The 25,752-nt window shown below is 62.2% G+C and carries 24 protein-coding genes; 12 read left to right on the top strand and 12 right to left on the bottom strand.

Translation table 11 applies throughout. The annotated features are described in order from the left end of the window. Window positions 1–679 precede the first annotated feature (679 nt). The 3 genes from C9I57_RS02525 to C9I57_RS02515 all read right to left on the bottom strand — a co-directional run bounded on the left by C9I57_RS02525 (window position 680) and on the right by C9I57_RS02515 (window position 2,612). Window positions 680–1,129 carry a hypothetical protein gene (locus C9I57_RS02525; protein ID WP_440130174.1) on the bottom strand — a complete coding sequence of 150 codons (450 nt, stop codon included), beginning with the start codon at window positions 1,127–1,129 and terminating at the stop codon, window positions 680–682. A 271-nt stretch (window positions 1,130–1,400) separates the two neighbouring features. Then, entirely contained in the window at window positions 1,401–1,889 is a 489-nt protein-coding gene (locus C9I57_RS02520; protein ID WP_107149044.1) for a nuclear transport factor 2 family protein, read from the bottom strand. A 30-nt stretch (window positions 1,890–1,919) separates the two neighbouring features. Continuing rightward, entirely contained in the window at window positions 1,920–2,612 is a 693-nt protein-coding gene (locus tag C9I57_RS02515; RefSeq protein ID WP_107149043.1) for a TetR/AcrR family transcriptional regulator, read from the bottom strand. 266 nt (window positions 2,613–2,878) lie between these two features. Here C9I57_RS02515 and C9I57_RS02510 point away from each other — a divergent pair, with 266 nt between their 5' ends. Beyond that, entirely contained in the window at window positions 2,879–3,490 is a 612-nt protein-coding gene (locus C9I57_RS02510) for a YceI family protein (protein ID WP_258187477.1), read from the top strand. Window positions 3,491–3,526: 36 nt separating this feature from the next. Here C9I57_RS02510 and tdh read toward each other — a convergent pair whose 3' ends face one another. Further along, window positions 3,527–4,558 (bottom strand): L-threonine 3-dehydrogenase, encoded by a 1,032-nt coding sequence (tdh, locus tag C9I57_RS02505; protein ID WP_107149041.1) that lies wholly within the window; start codon window positions 4,556–4,558, stop codon window positions 3,527–3,529. 24 nt (window positions 4,559–4,582) lie between these two features. Beyond that, window positions 4,583–5,782: a glycine C-acetyltransferase gene (locus C9I57_RS02500; RefSeq protein ID WP_107149040.1), complete on the bottom strand. Its 1,200-nt coding sequence runs from the start codon at window positions 5,780–5,782 to the stop codon at window positions 4,583–4,585. A gap of 165 nt (window positions 5,783–5,947) precedes the next feature. Here C9I57_RS02500 and C9I57_RS02495 point away from each other — a divergent pair, with 165 nt between their 5' ends. Together C9I57_RS02495 and C9I57_RS02490 are read left to right on the top strand one after the other, a co-directional pair. Then, window positions 5,948–6,574 carry a helix-turn-helix domain-containing protein gene (locus C9I57_RS02495; protein ID WP_107149039.1) on the top strand — a complete coding sequence of 209 codons (627 nt, stop codon included), beginning with the start codon at window positions 5,948–5,950 and terminating at the stop codon, window positions 6,572–6,574. Between the two features lie 84 nt (window positions 6,575–6,658). Further along, complete coding sequence (locus C9I57_RS02490) at window positions 6,659–7,042, top strand: DUF2471 family protein (RefSeq protein ID WP_107149038.1); 384 nt, start codon at window positions 6,659–6,661, stop codon at window positions 7,040–7,042. Window positions 7,043–7,222: 180 nt separating this feature from the next. Here C9I57_RS02490 and C9I57_RS02485 read toward each other — a convergent pair whose 3' ends face one another. Beyond that, window positions 7,223–8,425, bottom strand: coding sequence for a DNA-binding protein (locus C9I57_RS02485; protein WP_107149037.1), 1,203 nt, complete (start codon window positions 8,423–8,425; stop codon window positions 7,223–7,225). A gap of 946 nt (window positions 8,426–9,371) precedes the next feature. Next, complete coding sequence (locus C9I57_RS02480; RefSeq protein WP_107149036.1) at window positions 9,372–9,683, bottom strand: hypothetical protein; 312 nt, start codon at window positions 9,681–9,683, stop codon at window positions 9,372–9,374. A gap of 512 nt (window positions 9,684–10,195) precedes the next feature. Here C9I57_RS02480 and C9I57_RS02475 point away from each other — a divergent pair. Then, complete coding sequence (locus C9I57_RS02475) at window positions 10,196–11,551, top strand: replication initiation protein (RefSeq protein ID WP_107149035.1); 1,356 nt, start codon at window positions 10,196–10,198, stop codon at window positions 11,549–11,551. A 103-nt stretch (window positions 11,552–11,654) separates the two neighbouring features. Here the strand turns inward: C9I57_RS02475 and C9I57_RS02470 are convergent, their stop codons facing one another. Together C9I57_RS02470 and parA are read right to left on the bottom strand one after the other, a co-directional pair. Continuing rightward, on the bottom strand, window positions 11,655–12,716 hold the full coding sequence (locus C9I57_RS02470) for a ParB/RepB/Spo0J family partition protein (protein ID WP_107149034.1): 1,062 nt from the start codon (window positions 12,714–12,716) through the stop codon (window positions 11,655–11,657). Window positions 12,717–12,741: 25 nt separating this feature from the next. Continuing rightward, complete coding sequence (gene parA, locus C9I57_RS02465; RefSeq protein WP_107149033.1) at window positions 12,742–13,404, bottom strand: ParA family partition ATPase; 663 nt, start codon at window positions 13,402–13,404, stop codon at window positions 12,742–12,744. Between the two features lie 946 nt (window positions 13,405–14,350). Between parA and arsC the strand changes: the two genes are divergently transcribed. Continuing rightward, complete coding sequence (gene arsC, locus C9I57_RS02460; RefSeq protein ID WP_107149259.1) at window positions 14,351–14,710, top strand: arsenate reductase (glutaredoxin); 360 nt, start codon at window positions 14,351–14,353, stop codon at window positions 14,708–14,710. A 327-nt stretch (window positions 14,711–15,037) separates the two neighbouring features. Continuing rightward, entirely contained in the window at window positions 15,038–15,595 is a 558-nt protein-coding gene (locus tag C9I57_RS02455) for an NADPH-dependent FMN reductase (RefSeq protein ID WP_107149032.1), read from the top strand. A 70-nt stretch (window positions 15,596–15,665) separates the two neighbouring features. Here the strand turns inward: C9I57_RS02455 and C9I57_RS02450 are convergent, their stop codons facing one another. Both C9I57_RS02450 and C9I57_RS02445 read right to left on the bottom strand, forming a co-directional pair. Next, a complete protein-coding gene (locus C9I57_RS02450) occupies window positions 15,666–16,292 on the bottom strand; it encodes a hypothetical protein (protein WP_107149031.1) in 627 nt (208 codons plus the stop codon). A 66-nt stretch (window positions 16,293–16,358) separates the two neighbouring features. After that, entirely contained in the window at window positions 16,359–18,608 is a 2,250-nt protein-coding gene (locus C9I57_RS02445) for a hybrid sensor histidine kinase/response regulator (protein ID WP_107149030.1), read from the bottom strand. A gap of 537 nt (window positions 18,609–19,145) precedes the next feature. Between C9I57_RS02445 and C9I57_RS02440 the strand changes: the two genes are divergently transcribed. From C9I57_RS02440 to C9I57_RS02410, 6 genes are all read left to right on the top strand, one after another. After that, on the top strand, window positions 19,146–19,514 hold the full coding sequence (locus C9I57_RS02440; RefSeq protein ID WP_107149029.1) for a response regulator: 369 nt from the start codon (window positions 19,146–19,148) through the stop codon (window positions 19,512–19,514). Continuing rightward, a complete protein-coding gene (locus C9I57_RS02435; protein ID WP_107149028.1) occupies window positions 19,507–20,130 on the top strand; it encodes a chemotaxis protein CheC in 624 nt (207 codons plus the stop codon). Before C9I57_RS02440 ends, C9I57_RS02435 begins: the two co-directional genes overlap by 8 nt. Then, window positions 20,127–21,068 carry a sensor domain-containing diguanylate cyclase gene (locus tag C9I57_RS02430; protein ID WP_107149027.1) on the top strand — a complete coding sequence of 314 codons (942 nt, stop codon included), beginning with the start codon at window positions 20,127–20,129 and terminating at the stop codon, window positions 21,066–21,068. Before C9I57_RS02435 ends, C9I57_RS02430 begins: the two co-directional genes overlap by 4 nt. A gap of 247 nt (window positions 21,069–21,315) precedes the next feature. Continuing rightward, complete coding sequence (hpnD, locus tag C9I57_RS02420) at window positions 21,316–22,164, top strand: presqualene diphosphate synthase HpnD (RefSeq protein ID WP_107149258.1); 849 nt, start codon at window positions 21,316–21,318, stop codon at window positions 22,162–22,164. 14 nt (window positions 22,165–22,178) lie between these two features. Further along, complete coding sequence (gene shc / locus C9I57_RS02415) at window positions 22,179–24,176, top strand: squalene--hopene cyclase (RefSeq protein ID WP_107149025.1); 1,998 nt, start codon at window positions 22,179–22,181, stop codon at window positions 24,174–24,176. A 2-nt stretch (window positions 24,177–24,178) separates the two neighbouring features. After that, on the top strand, window positions 24,179–24,874 hold the full coding sequence (locus tag C9I57_RS02410; RefSeq protein WP_107149024.1) for a phosphorylase: 696 nt from the start codon (window positions 24,179–24,181) through the stop codon (window positions 24,872–24,874). Window positions 24,875–24,887: 13 nt separating this feature from the next. On the opposite strand, the gene C9I57_RS02405 is transcribed toward C9I57_RS02410, so the two are convergent. Next, the gene (locus C9I57_RS02405) at window positions 24,888–25,751 is read right to left on the bottom strand and encodes an MlaA family lipoprotein (protein ID WP_107149023.1); all 864 of its coding nucleotides are present in this window, start codon (window positions 25,749–25,751) and stop codon (window positions 24,888–24,890) included. Between the last annotated feature and the right edge of the window lies 1 nt (window position 25,752).

Raw genomic sequence — 25,752 nt, 5'->3', positions numbered from 1 at the left:
TTTGCTCTTACGCCTGCGGCGAGGCCAACGTGCCATCGCCGACTTTCCCGCAAACGCTCACCTATTGCCGCTGAGCGCTCCCGCAAAAGCTCACTCTTGCGGCTGGAGATGAATGGCGTCACGGTATGGCATCGTCGCAGTTCGAACAGGGCTACCAACCGAATCGCCGATTCTTGTCCGACGAGATCGAACCGGCGTTTCCCGGAAAAGCTCACCTTTTGGCTGCCGCGGATAGCATGGCGGGAAATACGCGGATTCGGAAGATCCCGAAGACACTCACCGTTGAGCCTCGCGTCGGAACCTCCCGCATCACGGCCGACAACGGGATGGGCGTAATGTGCCACTCCGGATCCGCACATCGGCACTCTGGCGCACCCCTGAAAAGGCTCACCTATTCCTGTGCGGACCGCAGCGCGAGACGTGGTCCCGAAAACGCTCACCGTAGCTTACCGAGGTGAGCTTTTCCGGGACCAAGGTCGAGCTGAGCGTTACTGAGAGTCGATGCGGGCGGAGCTTGCGAACCCGAGCTCCCGAAAACACTCACCTGCCGGCAAGAACGAGGCCTCGACAGGAGGGGCAATCGAGAAGATTTCGGCCGGCGTAGCACGAGCACTGCGAGCCGATCTGGGCTCCCGAAAACCCTCACCGTCGAGCGATTCTTGCGCCAGCGCCTAGCCTGCTAGAAGCGCACTCTTAGCTGGAATCCGACCGTAAAGGGCAGGTTGTCCGAGGGAATTGGCGGGACCAGGATGAAATTGACGCCCACGCGCTTGTAGCTCGTCATCAGGATCGGCGCGGCAACGGGGCCGATCGAATGGTCATGTCCGAAGCCCCAACGGCCGTAGTTGTACCCGGAAATAAGCCCGCCCATCACCGCCAGCCGCACGAATCCCCAATGCGCGAATTCAGGCGCCCATACGCCGCCGCCATACCAGGACGGATGCGCCAGCGAATTGCGAAACCCACCCGCCGTCAAGGCCCATTGGCCGTTGAGCCAGCATTCCACGCCGAGCCCGGGGTTGAAATCCTCGAACGATTCTTTCGGATGGATATGATAGGAGCCGAGCATCGCGTCGACCCACAGCCCGCCGCTGCACCAATCGGCATGAGCGCTCGTCGAAGCGCTCATGCCCGACAAGGTCGCGAGCAGCAGCGACGCGGCACGCACCGCTTTGCCATACCGATTCCCGGTACCCATCCACGAAAGACGCATATGCTCTCCGCCCACCGGCACGGAGCCGGCACTCTGTCATTGCCTTCGCGGCTCGGTGCCGCTCGCCGCGCACTGTACAGCAATGCCACCACATCATGCGAGGAGGAAATTCTCGGACGGATAAGCCGGCCGCCACGAACCGGGCGGGCGCGACGCTGAATGGATACCGCCAACGGTGTGGGATCGCTCAGAGCCCGAGATCCGACAGCCCCGGATGATCGTCGGGACGGCGACCGAGCGGCCAGTGATAGAGACGCTCGCTTTCTTGTATCGGAAGATCGTTGATACAGGCGAAGCGCCGCGCCATCAAACCATGCTCGTCGAATTCCCAGTTCTCGTTGCCGTACGAGCGAAACCAATTGCCCGAATCGTCGTGCCACTCGTAGGCGAACCGAACGGCAATGCGATTGCCGTCATGCGCCCATAGTTCTTTGATGAGTCGATAATCGAGCTCCTTCGCCCATTTGCGGCGAAGGAATGCGACGATCTCCGGACGCCCCGTAACGAATTCGGCACGATTGCGCCAGAAGCTTTGCGGCGTATAGGCCAGTGCAACGCGCTCGGGGTCGCGAGTGTTCCATCCGTCTTCGGCTGCACGAACTTTACGCATCGCGGTTTCGCGCGTGAACGGCGGTAACGGTGGGCGGACTTGCTCTTGCTGGTTCGTCGTGGACATCGGCATCTCCTTGCGAGTTGGGATGGTCGGTCAGACATTCTTCCGATTGGAGGTTCGCCCTGTCTTCGGGCGGGCGCCCCCGGTTCGCGGTGCCACGGCGCTCGTTGCGTCGAGCAAGCGCTCAGCCGCGGCGCGTGCGTCGCGCGCCGCGCTCGGCGCACCGGTGACCAACGCGACGCCGATCGCACCGTCTATGAGAATCAACCATTGCCGAGCGAGCGCGGCCGCCTCACGTGCATTGCCGCCCCTCTCGGCGATGTGCGCCTCGAATAGCGCCTGAACGAAATGCAACAACTGCGCCTTATGCTCGCGCGCCACGATGCGGATCGGATCGTCGGGCGCGGCGATCTCGCCGGACGCATTGAGAAAAGCGCAGCCATGAAAGGCGGGCGACGAAAACCATTCGCGCAGTACATCGAAGAGGCCCAGCAACTGCGCACGCGGTGTACGCCCGCTTCGCCGCGTGCCCTCGACGAACCAGTTCATCCAGCGTTCGTGCCGCCGCTCGAGCGCCGCGGCGACGAGCGCGTCCTTCGATTCGAAGTACGTATAAAAGCTCTTGCGCGTTGCCGCGGACTGCCGAACGATCGCGTCGACGCCCGTTGCGTGGATTCCGCCAGCATAGACAAGCGCCTCCGCCGCTTCGAGCAAGCGTTCGCGTACGGGCAAAGCGGACGAAGCGGACTCGTCGGGACTGCTAAGTGGATGATCGAGCGTTTTCATGGCGATGAAGGTAGAACGATCATTCTCCCTTGTCAAGTTCAAAGCAGAACGATCGTTCTCCTTCTTCGTCTTTTCGCTCCTTCTCGCACGTTCTCATTCATTCCGCGACCGTTCGCCGCGATCGGCGCTTTATCGGCGAAGCGCGCGCGTATAAGCTACGATTCGCACAACTTCATGGCGGTGGTGAGATGAGAATGTATTGCACGGTGAGGAGACTGATTCCGCGCGTCCTCGTTGCGCTAACGGTCGCCGCGACGTCGGCGCTCATGCCTGCCTGCACGCCGCTGCGTGTCGTCACCCATACCGTAGGTACTGACGAAACGCGCGTACCACCCGGGCAATATTCATTGGACACTCACCACTGGAGCGTCATCTTCGATGTGGACCATCTGAAGTACTCACGTTTCGTGATTCGATTCGATCGGGCGCATGCCATGCTCATCTGGAAAGAAGGCGGGCTCGCGGCAAGCACCGTCGATGCTTCGATCGACGCCTCGAGCGTCGACACGAATGTTCCTTTGCTCGACAAGCTAGTGAAAGGGAAGGACATGCTCGACGCCGAAACCTATCCGACGATTCGCTTCGTCAGCACGCGCTTTACCCCCACGGGGGCCGCCGCAGGTACATTGGAAGGAGAGTTGACTATCCGAGGCGTCACGCGCCCCGTGACGCTGGACGTGACTTTCCATGGCTATGGGCCCAACCCGCTCACGAAGGAGGACACGCTCGGGTTTTCGGCCAGCGGCAGATTCAGCCGCGCGCAGTTCGGCCTCTCCACCTGGTACCCCGCGGTCGGCGACGAGGTGCGCGTGAGGATCGAAGCCGAGTTTGCGAAAAAGAAGGCGGGCGCGGCACAGGTGGACAGCGACGCGCAATGATCGCCTGCGCCGCGTTTCGGCATAGCCGCGCGGCGATCAGGCGGCAGTCCAGTCGAGAATGACCTTGCCGCTCTCGCCCGAGAGCATCGTCGAGAACGCCGTCTGATACTCGTCGACCGGGAAGCGATGCGTCAGTATCGGGGACAAGTCGAGCCCGCTTTGCAGCATGGCGACCATCTTGTACCAGGTCTCGAACATCTCGCGCCCGTAAATGCCCTTGATTTCGAGACCCTTGAAGATGACCTGATTCCAATCGATCGCTGTCTGGGCGGGCGGAATACCGAGCAGCGCGACCTTGCCGCCGTGGTTCATCGCTTCGAGCAGGCTCGTAAATGCACTCGGAACGCCCGACATTTCGAGGCCGACGTCGAAGCCTTCCGTCATATGCAACTCGCTCATGACATCGCGCAGCGATTCGCGGGCGACGTTGACCGCGCGCGTCGCACCCATTTTGCGCGCAAGCGCGAGCCGGTAATCGTTGACGTCCGTGATGACGACGTTGCGCGCACCGACGTGCTTCGCGATCGCCGCCGCCATGATGCCGATTGGCCCGGCCCCGGTAATCAGCACATCCTCGCCGACGAGATTGAACGACAGCGCCGTATGCGTCGCGTTGCCGAACGGATCGAATATCGAGGCGAGGTCGTCCGAAATTTCGTCTGGAATCCTGAATGCATTGAACGCCGGAATGACCAGATATTCGGCGAACGCGCCCTCGCGATTGACGCCGACGCCCACCGTGTTGCGGCATAGATGGCGCCGCCCCGCGCGGCAGTTCCGGCAAAAGCCGCAAGTGATATGCCCTTCGCCCGACACGCGATCGCCGATCGAAAAGCCCCGCACTTCCTGTCCCATGTCGACGATCTCGCCGACATACTCGTGGCCGACGTGCATCGGCACGGGAATCGTCTTTTGCGCCCAGTCGTCCCACTTCCAGATATGAATGTCGGTACCGCAAATCGCCGTCTTCCTGATGCGGATCAGGACATCGTTGTGGCCGACCTCGGGCTTCGCCACGTCGGTCAGCGTGAGGCCTGGTGCGCGTTCGAGCTTTGCAAGTGCTCTCATTTCTTTGTCTCCTCCGTCAACCGATCAAATGACGCCGAGCGTTGCGCCCACGCGCTCGAATGCGTCGACGGCCCGGTCGATCTGCTCCGGCGTATGCGCCGCGCTCATTTGCGTGCGAATGCGCGCACGTCCCTTGGGGACGACGGGATACGAGAAGCCGATCACATAGATGCCCTCGTGTAGCAGCGCATCGGCCATGCGTGAGGCGACGAGCGCATCGCCGAGCATCACTGGAATGATCGGGTGCTCGCCCGGTACGAGCGTAAAACCGGCGGCGCTCATCGCCTCCCGAAAACGCTCACCATTGGCGCGGACACGCTTGCGCAGATGCGCACCTTCTTCGCTTTGCAATAGCTCGAGCACTTTCAGGGAAGCGGCGGCGATACTCGGCGCGAGCGTGTTCGAGAAGAGATAGGGCCGCGAGCGCTGGCGCAACAGCTCGACGATTTCGCGGCGCGCGGCGACGTATCCGCCCGATGCGCCCCCCAGCGCCTTGCCGAGCGTTCCCGTCAGGATGTCGATACGCCCTTCGACGCCGCAATATTCCGGCGTGCCTCGGCCATGCTCGCCAACGAAGCCGACGGCGTGCGAATCGTCGACCATCACGAGCGCGCCGTACCGATCGGCGAGATCGCAGATGCCGGCGAGGTTCGCGATGATGCCGTCCATCGAGAATACGCCGTCCGTCGCGATTAGCTTAAAACGCGCACCGGCGGCATCCGCTTCGCGCAGCTTCGCTTCGAGGTCGGCAAGGTCGTTATTCTTGTAGCGATAGCGCTTCGCTTTCGAGAGCCGGACGCCGTCGATGATGCTCGCATGGTTGAGCTCGTCGCTGATGATCGCGTCGTTTTCATCGGTCAACGTCTCGAAGAGGCCGCCGTTCGCGTCGAAACAGCTCGAATAAAGAATCGAGTCATCGGTACCGAGGAACGCTGCGAGTGCGCGCTCGAGTTGTTTGTGCACAGATTGCGTGCCGCAGATGAACCGCACCGATGCCATACCGAACCCATCGTTGTCGAGCCCTTCTTTCGCCGCCGCGATCAGCCTCGAGTCATCGGCGAGACCCAGATAGTTATTCGCACAGAAATTCAGCAAATCCGCGCCGCTCGCGAGGCGCACCGCGGCCGACTGCGGGCTCGCAATCACACGTTCGGACTTGTAAAAACCGTCTGCGCGAATCTGATCGATCGTGCTGCGCAGATGGGCGAGATAGGTTTCGCGCATCGGAGAGGCTCCTGTAAGAGTCGGATTGCACCGCGTCACTCACCGGGATCTCCGGCGAAAGGCGGCCCTGTTGCTGTTATAGTCGCTTATCGCATCCAGCGGACAATTTCGTTTTGTCGAACGTTAGTTCGATATATCGAACAACTTTAAGCGATCGGAAACCAAATGGCAAGCACCGCCAGCCGGCGTGGCCCGCGCGCGCCGTCGTCCCCGCCCACTATGTCGCCTACGTCGGCGCTCGCCGCGCCGCCGCGCGTCGGCGAACAGATCCAGCGGCTGCGCACCGAGCGCAACATGACACTCGACGATCTCTCGCGGTCAGCCGGCGTCTCAAAATCGATGCTTTCGGAAATCGAGCGCGACAAGGCGAATCCGACGATCGCCGTCGCGTGGCGGCTGACGAATGCGCTGGGGGTGAGCCTCGATCAACTCTTCGCGGCGCAAAAGGCGCCCGAGACGATCAGCGTGGCGGGGCCGCACGACATCCCGACACTCGATGGCCACGACGCCAAATATCAGCTTCGCGTCTGGGGACCCATCGAGCTCGCCGGGAAATTCGAATGGTATGAGCTTACGCTGCAGGCCGGCGGCGCGCTCGTCTCGAATGCGCACGAACCGGGTACACGTGAGCACCTGACCGTATTGCAGGGGACGGTCGAAGTCGAAGCGAACGGCATCGCGAGGCGTCTTAAAGCCGCCGATACGGCGCGGTACGTCGCCGACGTGCCGCATGCCATTCGTAACGCCGGCAAAGGCGACGCGAAAGCGCTGCTCGTCGTCATCCACGGCTGATCCGGCGCACGAATCCGAGGTTTGCCATCGCCCCGAGATGCTGTATATTTGTACAGTACTTCATCTCAAAAACAGGCGCGGGCCATGAAAGAACAAGACCTTGCCGCGCTGCGCTTTCAAGCGGCGGCGCGCGACCTCGAGCAGATCGTCCGGAATATCGCGGCGCGGTACATCGTGCAGGGCGTGCCGTTGACATGGCGCCTCCTGCACGCCATCGAAGCAGAGGCGCTCGCCGACCTGGGCTTCGCCAGCCGGCACGACGGGTTCATTGCCGAGCTTTTCAAACGTCCGGCCGATATGAACTATCCGGAAACGGACGACCCGGCGACGTTCGGGCGATCCAATGCTTTACCCGCGGCGTTCGCATTCGTCGTATCGGCCTATGAGGAGGCCGAGCGAGCCGAGCGATCACGCCAGGCCGCCGAACGCCCGCATCGACTCGTGCGGAGACCGGAGCGGCGCGGCTAGGCGGAGGCGGCGCGGCCGGGCACGTCGCATCGCGGAAACAGCAGGCCACGCCTGCCTGCGATGCCGTTCACACTATCCCCCGCTCCCGAAAAGGCTCACTTTTCAGCTCCCGGGAAAGCTCACCATTAGACGACGCGGAGGAGCCAAAACAGCGACGAGTCCTCCTGCTTCCGGATCGCCTCAGCCAGGCGAGGCGCCCGCCGCATTCAGGAAGCGTGCAACCGCCTCGAGCCGCGAGCAGCCCATGCCCGAGCTGTGCTCGCATTCGGGACACGATAGTTCGTATCGTCCGTCGACCTGAGCGAGCTCGGGTTCCCCGTCGTCGCATTTGGGGCAACGCGAAGGAACGTCGACATGATTGTCGAGGGCCGTTCCCAGTTCGTCGAAATCATGCGCGCCGAGCCGACCCGACCGAGCCAGCGCACAGACAACCGAGGCAACTTCCGGGGACACTGCGGCTCGCGCGCGCAATGCGTTGAGCTCGCGTGTCAGCGCGTCGATCTCGTCGGATTGGTCGCGAACCTGCGCATCCAGTCGGTCGGAGCGGGTTTTGGCGGCACTCAGCTGCTGGATGAAGTCGAATTCCTTGCGGCTCGCGTCGCGAATGCCAGCCTGATAGGTCGATGCCATGCCGCGCAGCGAATCGAGCTCGACGAGCATCGGCTTCACGCGACGCTCCGCTTCGGCAATCGCATCTTTGATCTGGGCGGCATAGTGTTCGGCGTTCTGCCGCATTTCCGCCTGTAGCCCGTCGATGCGTTCGCGCAGCGCGGCATTCGCGGCCGTTTCGGTCTTTAGATGCTCGGTCAGCTTTTTGTTGTCGGCTTCGAGCCGCGTGAGCGCGGCCTGCAACGTCTCTTGAGTCGAGGCGCCTCGCGTGGCAGAGGAGGCCAGTTCCGCTTCCAGCTCGCGAACGCGTGCCCACGCTGCCTCCGCTCGCGCTTCGCTGCGCTGCAAAGCTTCGTCTGACGCCTGACGGCGGATTTCCGCTTCGCGCAGGCGCCGCTCGGTGTCATCCGTCAGGGCATGCAAATCTCGACGTTCCGATTCGAGCGAATCCCGAGCGACGACCAGTGCTTGGCGGAAAAGCTCGCCAAGCAGTTCGCCCGCTTTCTCCTCGAGAGCGGGCGGGATGGCGCCCGATCCGATTCGAACCTTCGATGCCGCGCGAATTCGTTCCCAGAAATGGTCGATGTCTTTCGGGATATCGCTAGCACTGCCGGTTTGCGTCAAGTCTCGGACAGCCGCCATCGATGGTCGTATGCCAAGATCGAAAAAGAGCCGTTTGCAAGCGTGGAGCGAAAGGTCCCGCCGATGAGCGCCGCTCGCCTTCATCGATTCGAGTTCCAGGCGAATCGCTCGCCGCTCGTCGTCTATAGTCACGGAGATGTACCTCGGCGATTTGAATCGTAGCGATCATAACGCATTACGTAACGTACACTACCGACGAGACCATTGGCGTTGCGTTTTGGCGAATCTGTGGACCTTGAACTCCGTTGGGGCGGCTTTCGACAAAGCCGGGGTGTCAACTTCGTGAAACAAAACTAAAAAACGCACCTAATGCCTTGTTGTATAAGGAGTTTGTGTGCCTGCGGGCTGTTCGTTCACTTGTTTCACGGCGACCTTCGCAAGCAGTGGAACGGCTTTTTGGGAAGACACACGGCCTTTGCTTGAGAGTCATTGAAGTAAACACCCTTGAACCTTGTTAAAAGAAGTTAACGACTCCGGGGGGCCTTGCTGGATAAGGGTTTGCCGGCGCCAAGGTGAAGCCTTCCGGGAAAGATCGTGAGCATTTGCGGGACGCATCAGTGATGAGGTTCAGGGATGCGCGTGAGCGTTTGCGGGACAGGACGTGAGCGGATTCAGGACTCGTCGCCGATCTGATGTGATGGCGAGGTGAGCGACTTCGGGAATTATGGGCCTGGCAGGCTTATGCGGGCGACCTGTTCTGAGTCGCTTCGATCTGGTCATCGGTGAGGTTTTGCGGGACTTCTCGGAATAGGCTCTCGCAGTGCCAATTCCGCCTGTTGAGCCGGCATGGTGAAAGCATTCGGGAGCCAAAGCCCAATTTCGGTGAGCTTTTGCGGGCGACGGAGACGGTCGGTGAAGGCATTGAACGTTAAAGGTGAGGTTATCCGGGAACGCGGCTGGTCTCGAGCGGCGACGACGTGTTGTTCGGCCCGAGAAGGTGCGCGCGGCGTCAAAGGTGAGGTAATTCGGGGCGCGGCTGTCGGGCATCGGTGCAGCTTTGCGGGAAGCAAGCCCGTTACCTTAAGGTGAGCGCTTTCGGGACATGCCGCGAAGTACCGTTGCAACTCACATTGGTAAGTTAGTCATTACTTTCGCTGAATCGCGCGTCTGCGTTGTTAGGTGAGTCATCGAACGTATGTCGATTGCCATCTAAGGTGAGGCTTTTCAGGGAGCTGCGATCGGTGAGATGCGGCGGGTCCGTGAAACTCTCCTCTCCGCTAAAGGTGAGGCTCTTCGGGAGCATACTGAAACGTAAGTGATGCGCGAGATTCTCGACGTAAGTGGCCGAAGCAACAGCGAATTTCGCGACGGCTGCGAAGTTGCGGTGAGGGTTTTCGGGAATCGATTGCGACGATGCTTCGGCGGCCGTATCGGCGTCGCTGAAAAGCAATGGTGAGCCTCTGCGGGAGCCGTCAGAGGGGCAACCGCGCGCATCATGACGGAGCTACCCCATGCCGTCTGCGGTTCAGAGACTTCGTAGGTGAGGCTTTTCGGGACCGAGACGCCCTGCCTGTGCATCTACCGTCTTGAGCGGCGCGCTGAGCGGTCCGCAATCGGGCGACGGGCTGGGTATGTCTGGCCTGTGGTGGCCGACGAGAACGCGGGCTCGCTGACTGCCACTCTATTCGTCGCGAAATTGCGACAGCGCCCCTCGGTGAGGGAGTTCGGGAGCCGATGCGACGCGTTCGACGGCACGCTTGCCGGCCGATTCGAACAGGGATCCACGACGGACAACGAATACGGACCGGTGGGACGTGGGCAGCGAGGTGAGCCTTTCCGGGAGCGCTGCAGGTGAGTGGATGCCGAGAAACGACGATCACCCGGAAACGGTGAGAGTGCCGCTATAGACGTGCTTCACCGCACTAGGTATCCTCTTGCGAAAATCCCTTCCGGATCCGATGCATGGTAACGAAGCGCGCAAAGAAAACCGATGTCGTGGGTCCAAGCTCCGCGGAACTGCGCAAGGCCGTCGAAGCGATTGCCATCCAGCCGAAGAGCGGCAAGATCACGCTGCTCACACGCAAGTTGTTCAATGTGTTGTTGGCCGTCGCCCAGCAGGCGGACGAGTCCGGCGACACCTACCGCGCGCTCCTGTCGGACATCGTCGCCAACTCCGCGTTCGATTCGAACGATACCGCGCTCGTCAAAGAGCATCTGCGACGGATGGTGTCCGTGCAGGTCGAATGGAGTCAAGGGACGTCGAGCCAGAAGCCGGGCCGCAAGTGGGGCATCTCGACGCTGATCGCCGATGCCGAAATTCTCGAGGATCCGGCTACGCGCCGCGTATGGGTCGAATTCTCGTTTGCGCCGAAGATCAAGAAGAAGTTGCTGGACCCGGTGCAGTATGCACGCCTGAGTCTTCAGTTCCAAAGTCAGCTGCGCAGCAGCGCAGGTCTTGCGCTCTACGAAATCTGCGTACGTTATCTGACGAATCCGAGCCACCTGACGATGCGTGAGTCGTGGGCCTGGTGGCGGCCGATCCTCTCGGGCACGCCCGACAACGAGGCCGGAGACGAAGCGAAGCGCGAATACAAATATTTCAAGCGCGATTACCTGCGGCCGGCAATCGCTGAAGTGAACGCGGTCACGAACATCTTCGTCGAATTGATCGAGCATCGCGAAGGGCGGCGTGTCGCTGAAATCCAGTTCCGCGTCACCGAGCGTAAGCAGCCGATGCTTGCGCTCGACGAGCATCCGAATGTATTCGACAGCACGCTCGTCGATCGCATGGTGAAGATCGGCATTCCGCTCAAGGAAGCGCAAACGCTCTATGCCGATAGCGAGGAGAACCGGATTCGCGCGGCGCTTCAGATGACCGAGCAGCGCATGCGTAGTACGACGCTGCCCCCCGTGCGCAGCGCGGCCGCCTTGTTCAAGGATGCCTTGAAGAAGGGCTACGCGCCGGCGGTCGAAGTCGTCCAGTCCGGCGGTAACGCCGCGAAGGGCCCGGCTATCGCCGCGCCGGCCGACGAATTGAAGGCCCGCCTGCTCGACGAGTACGCCGCATATCGCCGCAATGAAGCGAGGGCTCTGTACGAGGAGCAAGGCGAATCGGAACAGGAACTCGCGCGGCGCTCATTCGAGGAAGACGCCTTGCCGGCGTTGGGGCCGCATCTGCGCGAGGACTGGCGTCGCCGGGGACTCAATTCGAAACTCGTCGAAACAGCGTTTTTTGACTGGCTCGCTCGCAAAACGTGGGGCGAACCGACCGACGGCGATCTGTTAGCTTTCACGCTGAGCCATTCGCGGGCGGCCTGAGACGCACGCTCGTCGCAAGTTTTCGGCGCGCTGCGCTCCCCTCCCCTTCCCGCTCGCGGACGCAGCCGGCGAATCGTGCCAAAGAGGCACGACCCACATGCGGTTATTTCCGCTCGGATTGCAGGATCTGTTCGATCTGCCGAAGGATGTCGTCGCGCTTTTCGCGCGATAGTCCGCGCAACCGCAACTCGAGCCGATCGTCGCCATATGATTTCAGGTCGCCGACCGAGACGCCGTCGAGCTTGATTTCCATTCGCTGCGCGTAGCGCTGACGGGTCGCGGGCTTCGCACTTTCCTGCGGGCCCGTGCGTCCTTTGACGATGTCGGCCACCTGGCGCGTGCTCAAGTCGTCCGACACAATTTTGTTGATCAAGCGAAGCGTCGCATCGACGCCTCGGGCCGAATGATACCGGCCGACCTGGTAGGCCATGTTCGAGCCGAAGCGATCGGGTCTCGCCACCATTTCCTGCATGATCGTCTCCGGCAGCTTCGATAGTGAAAGCGCCACCGCCACCGTTGACTCGTCGAGTCCGAGATGTTCGGCGAGTTCCTTCTGGCTCTGGAAGTGCTTTTCGTCGAGGAAGCGTCTCCAGACGACGGCATTGTCGAACACCGTCTGCGAATCACGCTGAACGTTGAGATCGTAGCCGAGCTTGTAGCTTTCGATGCCGACTGAAATATCGACGACGACAGCTTTTACCGTCTCCTTGTTGGCTTCTTTCAGTGCTCGGACGCGTCGGCCACCGTCGCTGACGAAGTAGGTCCCCGGGTTGGCGTAATCGGGAATGACGTGTATTGCCTGCTGCTGGCCCTGCTTGGCGAGATTGACGGCGAGCTCGGCGATCGACGATTTCAGATAGAAATGCCGCGGGTTGAACGGGCTTGGTTTGATCGCTTTGAGATCCAGCTCGATGATTTGACCGGGCCTATATCCATGTGCCCGGCGCCACGCGCGGTATTCGGGCGATTCGTTCGACGCTTGTTCGTCATCGGCAGCTGGCGCGATCGGTACTTCATGGAGAGACGCCGCCGGCTTGGCCGCCGCGGGCGCGTCATTCTTCACGAGGTTGTCGATGGCATTGAGGCGATCGAGCGCGGTTCGCTTCTCGCTACTCGTCGTGTCGGGGCGCGTTTGAAAGCCTTTGGCGAACTGGGAAGGTTTCATGGGGGTGTCCTTTATGCGCATAAACTCATGGGAGCAAGGCGGCGATCTCGTCGGCGCACGCTCGAATTTCGGCGGCGGCGAGCTTCGCACCGCGATCGCTCATTTGCAGCACGGTTTGTCCAAGCGCCATCGCCTGCTTGTAGGCTTCACGGGTGGGAATCTGTGTCTTCAACAGCGGGAATCCGAGGTCCTCGAGTGCGCGCTTCAACTCGCGCGTCAGCATTCGCTTTTCTTCCGTCTTGTTGAGGAGGAAGACGGCGCGGAGATCCTCGTTCATCACCTTTGCTTGCTGAACGAGCTTGACGAGGCCGACGCTCGACCAGTAATCAGCCGGCGATGACGACGTAGGGATCACTGCGATCGAAGCCGCCAACAAGACGACGCCCGAGACCTTCTCGGTAATGGAGGGCGGACAGTCAACGACGATGACGTCGTAGTCGCCGATGAACTTCTTGATCTCGCGATGGATCTGCCCGCCTGCTTCGGAGAGATTGACGACCGGAAACGGAATGCCCGCTTCTCCATCGTTCGATGCGCTGGCCCAATGGATCAGCGTGTTTTGACCATCGGCATCGACCACGAGAACCCGCTTCCCTTTTTCGTGGAAGGCCGCGCCGAGGTGCATGGCGATCGTGCTTTTCCCGACTCCGCCCTTTTGTTGAGTTACCGCGACGATTTCCGCTGCCAATTTATTCACTCCTTAAGAGGTCGAGGAATTCTACCTTGAAGGATTTCTATTTCAACGTTTTTCTGTGGCGAGCTGACGACACTCGGCCATTCGGCAGTGGTTTATGCGCATAAACCGAGGGCGACGGAACGCTGGGTGGCCGGCGGGCACTTCGACAGTCAGGTCTTCATCGATAGACGGCGAATCGCCGTCCAAAGACAACGACCCGCGATCGGCGTCAAGAGCCGATCGCCGGAATGCGGTTTTTGGGTGCGGGCACACCGGAGGCAGTCTCAAGATGAGGTTCATCGACGAGACGCGCTTGCCACAGCAAGATCATCCAAGCAACCGAACCTTGCCGCGGTCAATTGCCGGTAGCAGTCGGGCCGGACAGTTCGCGGACGGTACCTTCCGCGGAACAGTGTCTGGCCTTCGCATCTGCCTCGGGGGCAAAGATGGTCAGTCAGCGCATCCGTGCGTCGGTAATCTGCTCCGGAGGGAGCTGCTCGTCGCGCTGGTTTATGCGCATAAAGACGGTTGCTGCAACCGTGGACATGCCACCGGGCCAGTAGGATTGCGGCGACGTCAGACTAGTCGACGAGGTAACTCGGACACGTTGGAGCGATAGTTTCATCGCGCGTCATTCGCGAATGCGGACAAAGGCGCGAAATTGCATGCTAACCATCACATCGCACTACTGACCAACGTTGAAAAAGGAACCTCAAAACGGATTGAACTTTTTATATTTCCAATACCAATGTCATCGAGTGCAACACAGGGTAGGCCAATAGACGAGAAGTGAAATGAATTTGTCGCCCGGCGCGGGTTCGCCGTTACGCCGGCGGAGAGAATTGACGCTGTTTCCCAAACGCGTCCTCATCCGCGCGTGGCTTTCTCAGAGCTCTTGCAGCCCGTAGAATCGAGTTGCTCGAACATCGAAGCAGACATCCAAGAACCGCAATACACGATGATCACGATTTATCACAACGCCCGCTGTTCGAAGTCGAGAGCGGCATGCGATCTCATCCGCGATGCGCTCGCCGCATCCAGCGAGTCAGTCCGTATCGTCGAATATCTCAAAGAGCCGCCGACCGTCGCGGACCTCGAGCAACTGCATCGCATGCTCGGTGGTCCGGTGCGCGACATGATGAGAGACACCGAGTCGGTGTACCTTGACCTGGGTCTTGCCGACCCCGCCTTGTCGGATGCCGCGCTCTATGAGGCGATCGCCGAGCATCCGATTCTGCTGCAGCGCCCGATTGTCGTCCGCGATGGGCGAGGCGTGATCGGTCGCCCTCCCGAGGCGATCCGAGCGTTGCTCGATTGAAGCGGTCGCGCGCGCCTCGTACGAAGATGGACGCATGCGCATCCATCCCGCTCGCCGCGCGGGCAAGCGGGGTACGCTCGTTGCGCCTTCGCGCCATGCTGTCAAACCAATGACACACATGTGACCATTGGTAAGCGCCAACAGCGGGAGACAAGTTATCCACAGTTTCTGTGGAAAAGCTTGTGGAAAGTCGGATCAAAACCCGCAACGGGCCGACGCCGGACTGGTCTGCGCGAGAAAAGGGCCGCAGGTGCGGACGGCCTTCGGACTATGATCGAAGGGCAGCACATGTCGTCAAACAGTTCTCAGCGAATAGGAGCGACAGCAATGGCCTATCAAATCGAAGTCGTCGTCGGCAGCCTGCGCCGCGACTCGTACAACAAGCAACTGGCGCACGCCCTGACAAAGCTTGCGAGCGCGGACTTCAACTTCTCGTTCCTCGATATCGGCGTATTGCCTCTTTACAGCCAGGACTATGATCCCGACTTCCCCGACGTCGCGCGAAAATTCAAGCAAGAAATCGAAAGCGCGGACGGGCTGCTTTTTGTCACGCCCGAGTACAACCGGTCGATGCCGGGCGTTTTGAAGAATGCGCTCGATTGGGGGTCGCGGCCGTGGGGCACGAACTCGTGGAAGGACAAGCCGGCCGGCGTCTGCGGCATTTCAGTGGGCGCGACGGGCACCGCACTGGCTCAGCAACATCTGCGCAACGTGCTGGCATACCTCGACGTGCCGGCGCTCGGTCAACCCGAAATTTTCCTCAAGTACAGCGACGGCTTCTTCGACGAGCAGGGCGCCATCGCGAACGAAGACACGCGCAAGTTCCTGCAAGGCTTCATTGGCCGCTACGAGGCCTGGATCAAGCGGCACGTCGCCAAGCAGTGAGGGCAGTCAATCCTCGTGCCTGGCTTCCCGCCGCACCGGGAAAATGAGCAATCGCCCGACGAGAGCCGCGTCACGGGCGGTTGCTTTCGTTGCGATGGGCTTTGTCCTCGAATTCCTCTTCGTCTTGGAGGTATTCGTCGGGAACCGACTTGGGCGGCACGAGCGGAGGTTCCTCTGGCGCTTTCCGCCGTGCCGGCTCCGCGCTAGTGTGGGCGAAGCTGCGCACCGGTCCGCCCGGTTGCGCCTTCGGAGCACTCCGGCGAAGGCCTAGCTCTTCGAGCGGCGAGCGCTCATGCAGCGCTTGCTCGCTCGGAGCGGACCAGGTCGCCGCCCGTTCCTCGATGTCGATGGGGCTCGTCCGCTCGAGCGTGGTCTTCGCGAGCTGGCAATGCGCATCGGTCGCCGCATCGACGCTCAGCATGACAGCGCCGCGCCTTATAGCCTCCGCGTATTGCGCGGTTTCATGCCGGGGCGGCTGCGTCGTAAACAGAGATTCGAAGAACCGCTCGATGCTCGCGAGCAGCCCCTCGTCCTCACGTGCCGTTCCGGCGCCCATCGTCGCGTCGGTCGCATAGGTCGGCTCGCACCGCGTCTGCAGCGAAATCGACTCGGCCGTGAGCCCCGCGGCGATAAGCATGTCCCGTGCCCGTTCGGCTTCATCGTACGTATCGAAAAATGCGATAACCGTGTGTTGCATGATGCTCCTCCCCTTACTTTCGTTCTGCTTCGTCTGGCTGCGCTGCAAGTCGCGCGCCGGCTTTTGTCAACTCGTCCTGCCCGCCGCCTGCGCGCGTTGCTCGCGTTCTCGCTGAACTCCCTCGAGCATCGTCTCCAGCAATGCGATGTCAAAAGGTTTTGACAGCACGCGCACCTTGACATTCCTCGCGCGCTCCAATTCCTGCGCATAACCGGTGATGAGGATCACGGGCAGCGGCGTCGTGAGGGCTTGCGCGGCCTCGGCCAGATCGATGCCGTTCTTCGCGCCGGGCATATGGATGTCCGAGATGACGACATCGAACCGGGGCGGCGCCGTGTCGAAGAGCAGAGGTATCGCCGCGTCGGCGTTGTACGCGCAATTGACTTCGTGGCCCATCATTCGCAGCAGCGCTTCCGTGCCGGCGGCGACCTCCTCGTTGTCCTCGACGAGCAGTACACGCAAGCCGCTCGTCATCGCGATCGATTCAGGCTTGCGCTCGACCGCTGGCGCTTCGGAAGGCTCGGCGCTCGTGCGGGGCAGGTAAAGTCGCACCGCCGTGCCTTCGCCGAGCTTGCTTTCGATCGTGGCCAGTCCCCCCGAGCGTTCGCAGAAAGCGTAGACCTGCGGCAAACCGAGGCCCGTCCCCATGCCCTTCGCCTTTGTGGTGTAAAGCGGTTCGAATGCATGCGCGAGCACGTCGGGCGGCATGCCCGCGCCGGTATCTTCCAACGAGATCTGAACGAATTCGCCGGCCAGTGCGAAGCCGCTCTCTCGCTCGAGCTTGACGTTGTTTGCGCGAAGGGTGAATCGTCCGCCATTGGGCATCGCGTCGCGCGCATTGACGGCGATGTTGATGAGGGCGAGCTCGAGCTCCGCGATGTCGACTTCGATGGGCCATACGTCCGGCCCCACGTCGAGGACGAGGCTGGCCTTCGCGCCGAGCGAAGCGTTCAGGAGCTCCCGGCTTGCCGAGATCCAGCGGGCGAGATCGATCGTCTCGTTGCGCAGCGGCTGCTTGCGCGCAACGCCCAGCAACTGACGTGTCAGCGACTGCCCGCTTTTTACGGCGCGCTCGACGGCGCCGAGTTCGCGCTCCAAATTCGACGCGCCGCGCCGACGCGCGATCTGGATGTTCGTCGCGATGATCATCAACAGGTTATTGAAGTCGTGCGCAACGCTGCCGACGAGGTTGCCGAGCGCTTCCATCTTGCGCGACTGCCGGTACGCCGTTTCGATCGAGCGGCGCATCGAAGCCTCCACCTGCCAGCGCGACCAGGCTTGCTGTTCGGCGGCGAGGCGCTTCAACGACAATGCGAGCACCACCCAGAGCACGATCGACGGCGCGAACAATGAGACGACGAGCACCGTCGCCCGGCGATACCAGTCTCCCCAGATGACGGCCCCGCTGTACGCGCACGAGACGTAAACCGGATACGAGCCGACGCGCCGATAGGCGAGGATTTCGCCGCGTCCCGTTTCGGGCGAAGAGCCGATGCGCAGCACGCCGGCGGTCGCATTGGCCGCGAGCGCTGACGACAATGCGGATGGCAGCGCTTGCTCGCCGCCGGGCCGCGGCGGGTACGAGGCGAGCACGGCGCCGTCCGCGCGCATCAGCGAAATGGTCATGGCGCGGCTTTCCTGACCGAGCAGCTCACGATAGAACGACTCGAAATACGAGCGCCGCAGCGCGACGGAAATGAGGCCGGCGAACGAACCGTCCGCCTTGCGCCGGGCGGCCCCCGTGTTGAAGATAGCTTCGCCGGCGCCGGCGTGCCATGTCATCGTCCTTGAAACGTGCTCAAGTATCCGGCCCCCGCGAATTCCGATGAAATCCTCCCGGTCGGCGATCGAGGCGTGCGGCGCGGGAAAGTAGCGGCTGTTCGCGAGAAGCATGCCCCCGGCGCCGAAAATCGAAATCGACGCAACCTGCGGGTAGCCGCCGCCGATCGCCTGCAGCTTCTCGTGGATATCGGCTTCACGAGCACGTATGCGACTGTCGTCGAGGCCGCGCACGAGATCGTCGACACGCGCGTTCAGCGTTTCGTTCAGGTCGAACACCTTCAGCGCATGCTCGTCGGCAATGCGCACGGTGCGCACGGTCACGTCGGACGCGGCGGCAACGCGCGCTCGAAAATCCGAGTAGGCCATCGTCGCCGCATAGATGAAAGGCAGCACGATCGCCGCGGCCAACAGTGCGATCAACGTCGCGCGGCGCACGCCGAAATCGGGTTCCGGTACGGCCGGATACGACGGCTCTTCGTGCCAGCTGGCGGGAGCGTCGTTCTCTGTGGGCCTGTCCACCCGGTGGCGCGTCATGTCGATTCTGGTCCAATGAGGGTACGGTGGGCAGGCACCATCATAAGCGACTTGTCCCTCCGCTTGAGGCGGGGTTCCCCCGAAGCCGCACCGCGTGAAATGGCCCCGGTTTTGTCGCCGTGCTCATATGTCGACGCAAAACAGCGACGAAATCTGAAGCGCAAACGTACACAAAAGAACAATATTCTAAGTTTTGCGCAACGAAACCGTTTTTCTTTCCTCATATCTCAAGATGGAATGATGTCCTATCTCTCGACGGAAAATCGAGGAGTTGATTTTTCGCCTGTTTGCCAACAGAATTTTGCTTCACTTCTACGCGAAAGATGCGCCCACGAGTCTCGTGCGCACTGTGAAGCCCAAGCTTCGCGACGAGACGATGCGCGCGCCGCGCCTTGCGTCTGTCCCCTGATGCACCTTGAGGGCGACCGCTTCCAAAGCGGCCGTGGTCTGTCGACACAAGCTCGCTTCTCGCTAAAGAAAGGGTTTCGGGCCGCCGTTAACTCGGCATAGATTGTTTCGTTCTTCGTCACGCTTGCCATGCCTTTGCCGATTGTGATCGCCGATGACTCCCTGCTTGCTCGCAAGGTTTTGACGAAAGCCTTGCCGCAGGACTGGGACGTCGACGTCGCATATGCGTCGAACGGACGAGAGGCGCTCGCGTTGTATCGCGCCGGTAGGGCCTCAGTGATGTTCCTCGATTTGACGATGCCTGACATGAACGGCTATCAGGTTCTCGAGGCGCTGCAACATGAGGATCTCAATACCTTCGTGATCGTCGTATCAGCCGACATCCAACCCCTCGCGCAAGAGCGTGTGCGCGCCCTCGGCGCCGCCGCCTTCGTCGCCAAGCCCGTGACTACCGAGGCATTGCTGCCCATCCTCAAGGAGTACGGGTTGTATGCGTGATCACGTCCTGACCGAAGACCAGCGCGACGCCTTGCAGGAAATTGCCAACCTGGCGATGGGGCAGGCCGCGACACGGCTCGCCCGTTTGCTCGATACGTTCATCGAGCTGTCGGTGCCGCGGGTGCGCGTCGTGCGTGTCGAAGAAGCGGCTCAGGCACTGCGCGAGATGACGGGTATCGACGAAACCGTCACCGCCGTGCGACAAGGTTTTCGGTCGGACATCAAGGGCGAAGCGCTCGTCATCTGCCGCAGCAGCGGCGTCGGCAATCTCTGCTCGCTCGTCAACGATCCGTACATCCATTCGGCTTACGAATCCGTGAGCCAGACCGAGTTGATGTTCGATGTCGCCAACGTCCTCACCGGCGCCTGCGTGTCGTGCATCATGAACCAGCTCGACCGTACGCCGATCTTTTCCGCGCCGGGACTGCTCGGCGAGAAGATCGCGCTCGAAGACGTTTTTCAGGCGGATGTTCTGGCGTGGAAATTGGCGCTCTTGCTCGAAGTCAACTTCGCGCTCGAGGACCAGACGTTCCGCGCGCATCTCGTGATGCTGATGGCCGAGGATTCGATCCGCCGCGTGCATGAAGCGCTCAACGCGCTGTTGTCGAGCTTATGAATCAGTCGATGGATCAGTCTCTCAGTGATTTGGTGCTCGAACGGGTCGGCTTCGGCATTTTCGTGCTCGACCGCTCGATGAAGGTCTTGATGTGGAATCGCTTCATGCAGGACCACAGCGGACTGACCGCGCAGCAGGTCGTCGGCAAGTCAATCTTCGAAAGCTTTCCCGAGTTGCCGCGCGTCTGGCTCACGCGCAAGGTCGAGAGTGTCTTTCAGCTCGGCAGCTTCGCGTTCAGCTCGTGGGAGCAGCGGCCTTACCTGTTCAAGTTCGATCACGACAGGCCCATCACGGGCGGCGTCGACTTCATGCAGCAGGATTGCACGTTCATGCCGCTCACGCGCGAGCGAGACGTCATCGCCGTCTGCGTGACGATCTCCGATGTGACGCACGTGAGCGTCGTGCAGCGCGAGCGCGAGGAAGCCGTCGTGAAGCTGCGCGAATACGCGAACCGCGACGGCCTGACGGGCATCGCCAACCGGCGGTATTTCGAAGCGCGCCTGCGCGACGAGTTCTCGCGCTGGGAACGTTACGGCGGCGAATTGTCGGTGCTCCTTTTCGATCTCGATCACTTCAAGAACATCAACGATCGTTTCGGCCATGCGGTCGGCGATACCGTCCTGCGCGTCATGGCGCAGCGCGTGGCCGAGGCGGTTCGCGTGCAAGATATCTTCGGCCGCTTCGGCGGCGAGGAATTCGCGCTGCTGCTGCCTTGCACGCCGCTTGCCGATGCCATGGTCGTTGCCGAGAAGATCCGCATGACGATCGGCGATACGCCTGTCGAAGCCGAGGGGGTACGCGTGCCCGTGACGGCGAGCGTCGGCTGCGCGGCCGCCCGGATCGGTCTGCCGACCTATGAGGTGCTCATCAACGAGGCGGACGCCGCCCTCTACAGCGCCAAGCGTCAAGGACGCAATCGCTGCGTCGCGCTGACCTGACGCGCCTCGCGTTTTCCGCCTTTCGCATCGCCGCAGTTCGCGCTTTGCGCCTGACGCTTGACGGCTGGCGCGGCCCTTGCTGTGGCACCGATTAAAAGATTGCTATACTTTTGCCGGTTTCCGGCGCCGCCGGCGGACCGCGCCCGGGAAAACGGGCGCGGCGAGTCGATGCGGCGCGCTTGCGGCACGCCGCCTGGAGAGTATCGATTTTCATTCGCCCACTATGGGCGCCACAGCGGAGTTCGCTTTGTCCGTTTCAAATCCCGTCGCAGACGAACCCGATATCGACGCTGCCGCCGTGACTTCCGGCAGCTCGTTCTATCTGGCAATGCGCATATTGCCGGCGGCTCAACGCGACGCGATGTTTCAGATCTACGCGTTTTGCCGAGCCGTGGACGACATTGCCGACAGCGATGCGCCACGCGCCGAGCGCAGCGCGGCGCTCGACCGCTGGCGCGAGGACATCGACGCTTGCTATGGCGGCGCGCCACGGCCGGCGCTTGCGGCCCTTGCTCGTCATATCCGCACGTTCGATCTGAAACGTGAAGATTTTCACGCCATGATCGATGGAATGGCGATGGACGTGGCCGAGGATATCTGCGCGCCGGACGAAGCGACGCTCGACTTGTATTGCGATCGCGTCGCGAGTTCGGCGGGCCGCCTATCGGTGAGAATCTTCGGGATGGAGGAAGAGCCGGGAACTCGGCTCGCCCATCATCTCGGCCGGGCCCTGCAGTTGACGAATATTCTGCGCGATATCGACGAAGACGCGGCGATCAACCGTTCCTATCTGCCGCGCGAGTTGCTTGCCCGCGAAGGCATTGCCGCGACGAACCCGGTGACGATCGCGGACGATCCCTCGTTGCCGCGCGTTTGCGCGACGCTTGCCGAGCGGGCGATGAACCATTTCCGCGAAGCTGACGCGATCATGGACGCCGCGCCCAGAAAGGCCGTGCGCGCGCCTCGCATCATGTCGGGCGTTTATCGGTGTCTGCTCGAGCGCACGCTCGAACGCGGGTTCGATCTGCCTCGCACACCTACGCCCAAGCCGCGCGCGCGCCTTTTGTGGATCGTCGCGCGCTATGCGCTCTTCTGAGCCCAGCAAAAAAAATGAACGATTTCTCCGCACCTTCCGCCGCTCTCGCGGCGGCTTCCGACACGAACGAATCCCATGCGACGGGCGCCGCGCTGGACGCGTCCATCGCTCGCGCGACCGATGCCATTCTCGCCGCGCAACGTCCCGATGGACACTGGGTATACGAGCTCGAGGCCGATTCGACGATCCCAGCCGAATACGTGCTGCTCGTCCATTATCTCGGTGAGTCGCCCAATGTCGAGCTCGAGCAGAAAATCGGCCGCTACCTGCGCCGCATTCAGCTGCCCGGTGGCGGCTGGCCGCTTTTCACGGATGGAGCGCTCGATGTGAGCGCGAGCGTCAAGGCGTACTTCGCGCTGAAGATGATCGGCGATTCCGAGAATGCCGAGCATATGGTGCGCGCCCGCCGCGCGATCATCGAGGCCGGCGGCGCCGAAGCCGCCAACGTATTCACGCGGATTCTGCTTGCGCTCTACGGGATCATTCCGTGGCGGGCCGTGCCGATGATGCCCGTCGAAATCACGCTGTTGCCGGCATGGTTTCCGTTCCATCTGTCCAAGGTGTCCTATTGGGCGCGCACGGTCATCGTGCCGCTGCTGGTGCTTAATGCACGGCGCCCCGTGGCGAGGAATCCGCGCGGGGTGCGCATCGACGAGTTATTCGTGGGCAAGCCTTCCGAGACGAGAATGCTGCCGCGCGCGCCGCATCAAAGCCGCGGTTGGTTCGCGCTTTTTCGCGTCGCGGATATCGTGCTGCGCGCGGTCGACGGCCTCTTTCCGAAGGCGACGCGCGAGCGCGCGATCGAGGCCGCCGTCGCCTTTGTCGATGAGCGCCTGAACGGTGAAGACGGGCTCGGCGCGATCTTTCCGGCGATGGCGAACTCCGTGATGATGTACGACACGCTCGGTTACGCGCCCAACCATCCGAACCGCGCGATCGCGCGCGCATCGATCGACAAGCTGCTCGTGGTGGGCGACGAGGAAGCCTATTGCCAGCCGTGCCTCTCGCCCGTCTGGGATACGTCGTTGGCGGCTCATGCGCTGCTCGAAACGCGCTTGCCGCGCGCGGAGCAGGCTGCCGGCAGGGGGCTTCAATGGCTGCGCCCGCTGCAGATCCTCGACGTCCGCGGCGACTGGATTTCGCGTCGCCCCGACGTGCGTCCCGGCGGTTGGGCGTTTCAGTATGCGAACCCCCATTACCCCGACGTCGACGATACGGCCGTCGTTGCGATGGCGATGGACCGCGCGGCTCGACTCACGGGCTCGAACGTCGATCGCGAGGCGATTGCGCGCGCGCGCGAATGGATCGTCGGCATGCAAAGCAGCGATGGCGGATGGGGCGCATTCGAGCCCGAAAACACGCATTACCACCTCAACAACATTCCGTTCTCCGACCACGGCGCGTTGCTCGATCCGCCGACGGCCGACGTCTCCGGCCGCTGCCTTTCGATGCTCGCGCAACTCGGCGAACTGCCCGGCAATAGCGAGCCGGCTCGTCGCGCGTACGACTATCTGCTCAACGAGCAGGAGACCGACGGTAGCTGGTATGGGCGTTGGGGGATGAACTACATCTATGGCACCTGGTCGGTCCTGTGCGCGTTGAATGCGGTCGGGATGCCGCATGACGATCCGCGGATCCGCCGCGCCGCGCAGTGGCTGATTTCCATACAGAACGACGATGGCGGCTGGGGCGAGGACGGTGCGAGCTACAAGCTCGACTACCGCGGATACGAGCGCGCGCCGAGCACCGCGTCGCAAACGGCCTGGGCTGTGCTCGGCCTGATGGCGTGCGGAATCGTCGATCATCCGGCCATCGAGCGCGGCATCGCCTATCTGACGCGCACACAGTGCGCGCATGGGCTATGGGACGAGACGCGATTTACGGCAACGGGCTTTCCGCGCGTCTTCTATTTGCGCTATCACGGCTATCGAAAGTTCTTCCCGCTATGGGCGCTCGCTCGCTATCGAAACATGATGCGCGATGGTGAGACGCGCGTTGCGGTCGGCATGTGACGATGGGGCAGAGGGCGACGGCACCGGTCGTCGCGGTCACGGGCATGGCTTTCGAAGCTCGCATCGCGCGCGGCGAAGGTGTCGAGGCGGTATTCGCCGCCCGCGCCGATTTGCTCGAGGATGCGCTTGCCGAGGCGCTGGCGCGCGGCGCCTCGGGCGTCGTGAGCTTCGGGACGGCGGGCGGACTCGGCGCCGACCTGAAGCCCGGAACACTGATCATCGCCGACTCAATTGAAGGTCCGTTTGGCCGCGCGCGCACGGATTCGTCGTGGAGCGCGCGGATCGCCGCGGCGCTCGCCGCGTCGCCGCTTGCGCCGCGTGTCCGGTTCGGTACGCTCGCTGCCGTGACGGCTCCACTCGTCACCGTCGAGCAAAAGGCCGCATTGCATCGCGACGCGGGAGCGCTTGCGGTCGACATGGAATCACATATCGCCGCTGCGATGGCCGAGGCGCGCGGCCTGCCGTTCGTGGCCTGCCGGGCCATCGTCGATCCCGCCTGGCGCTCGTTGCCGAGCGCAGCAACGGCCGGTCTGCGCGACGACGGCACGACTGCGCTGATGCCAATCCTCACAGAGCTTCTGAAGGCGCCCTGGCAGCTCGCCGCGATGATTCAGCTCGCGGCGGACGCGAGCGCTGCTCGCGCGGCGCTCACCGGCGCGCGACGCGTACTGGGCCGCGCGTTCGGATTGCCGGCATAGGCCCGCGACAGGTCTACTTGCCGGCGGCCGAGCTTGCCGGCGCGGCCGGCGTAGCAGGCGTAGCAGGCGCCGGAGCGGGCAGGGGTGCCGTCGGCACCGGAGGGCTGGTGGGCGTGGTCGTCGCCGGCTCGCTTCCGCTCGCGGGCGCCGCCGGCGCCGCGCCCGAGCTTTCTTCGTCGCCATAATTTGGCAGCGCAGGTGCCGTGCCCGTCTCGGCGCCCAAGCGCGAGCGCCGCTGCTGCAAGTAGGCGTCTCGGACGAACGAGTATTTGTCGAGCGCCGCTTGCTCGAGGATGTTCGTCGCCCCGAGCAGGTCGGAGCGCGCGCTGACGAATTGAAGGACGTAGAGCTGCGTGCGCGTGGACGGCTCCGCATAGTTCAGCGGATTGAAGCGGACATCGACGGCGAGCCCGACGCCGTCCCGGAATGTGCTCGGTCCGAAAACCGGCAGCACGAGGTAAGGCCCTGAAGGCACGCCCCAGCGCCCGAGGGTGAGCCCGAAGTCCTGATGGTGCTTGGGCAGTCTCGCAAGCGTCGCGAAATCGATGAGGCCGCCGATGCCGAACACCGTGTTCATCGAGAAGCGGATCATGTCCGACGTCGCATCGGTGATCTTCAGCTGCAGCAACTCGTTGGCGATATTGCTGAGATCGCCGAGATTCGAGAAGAAGTTGCTGATCGCCGTGCGCAACGGGTGCGGCGTCACTTTCTGATAGCCCTTCGCAACCGGTATCGCAACAGCGTGGTCCACGGCGTCGTTGAACCTGAAGATCGCGCGGTTCATCGGCTCGAGCGGGTCCCCCGGCGTGCGGTTCGGACTTGTTGCGCAGCCCGCGAGTATTGCCGCGGCTGCGAGAGTGGCAGCAAAGGTTCGCATC

Origin of the sequence: Trinickia symbiotica, assembly GCF_003028655.1 — a bacterium.
GTDB classification, from domain to species: domain Bacteria; phylum Pseudomonadota; class Gammaproteobacteria; order Burkholderiales; family Burkholderiaceae; genus Trinickia; species Trinickia symbiotica_A.
Note: the sequence above shows the minus strand (reverse complement) of the source record. Positions and strands in the feature narration are given on the sequence as shown.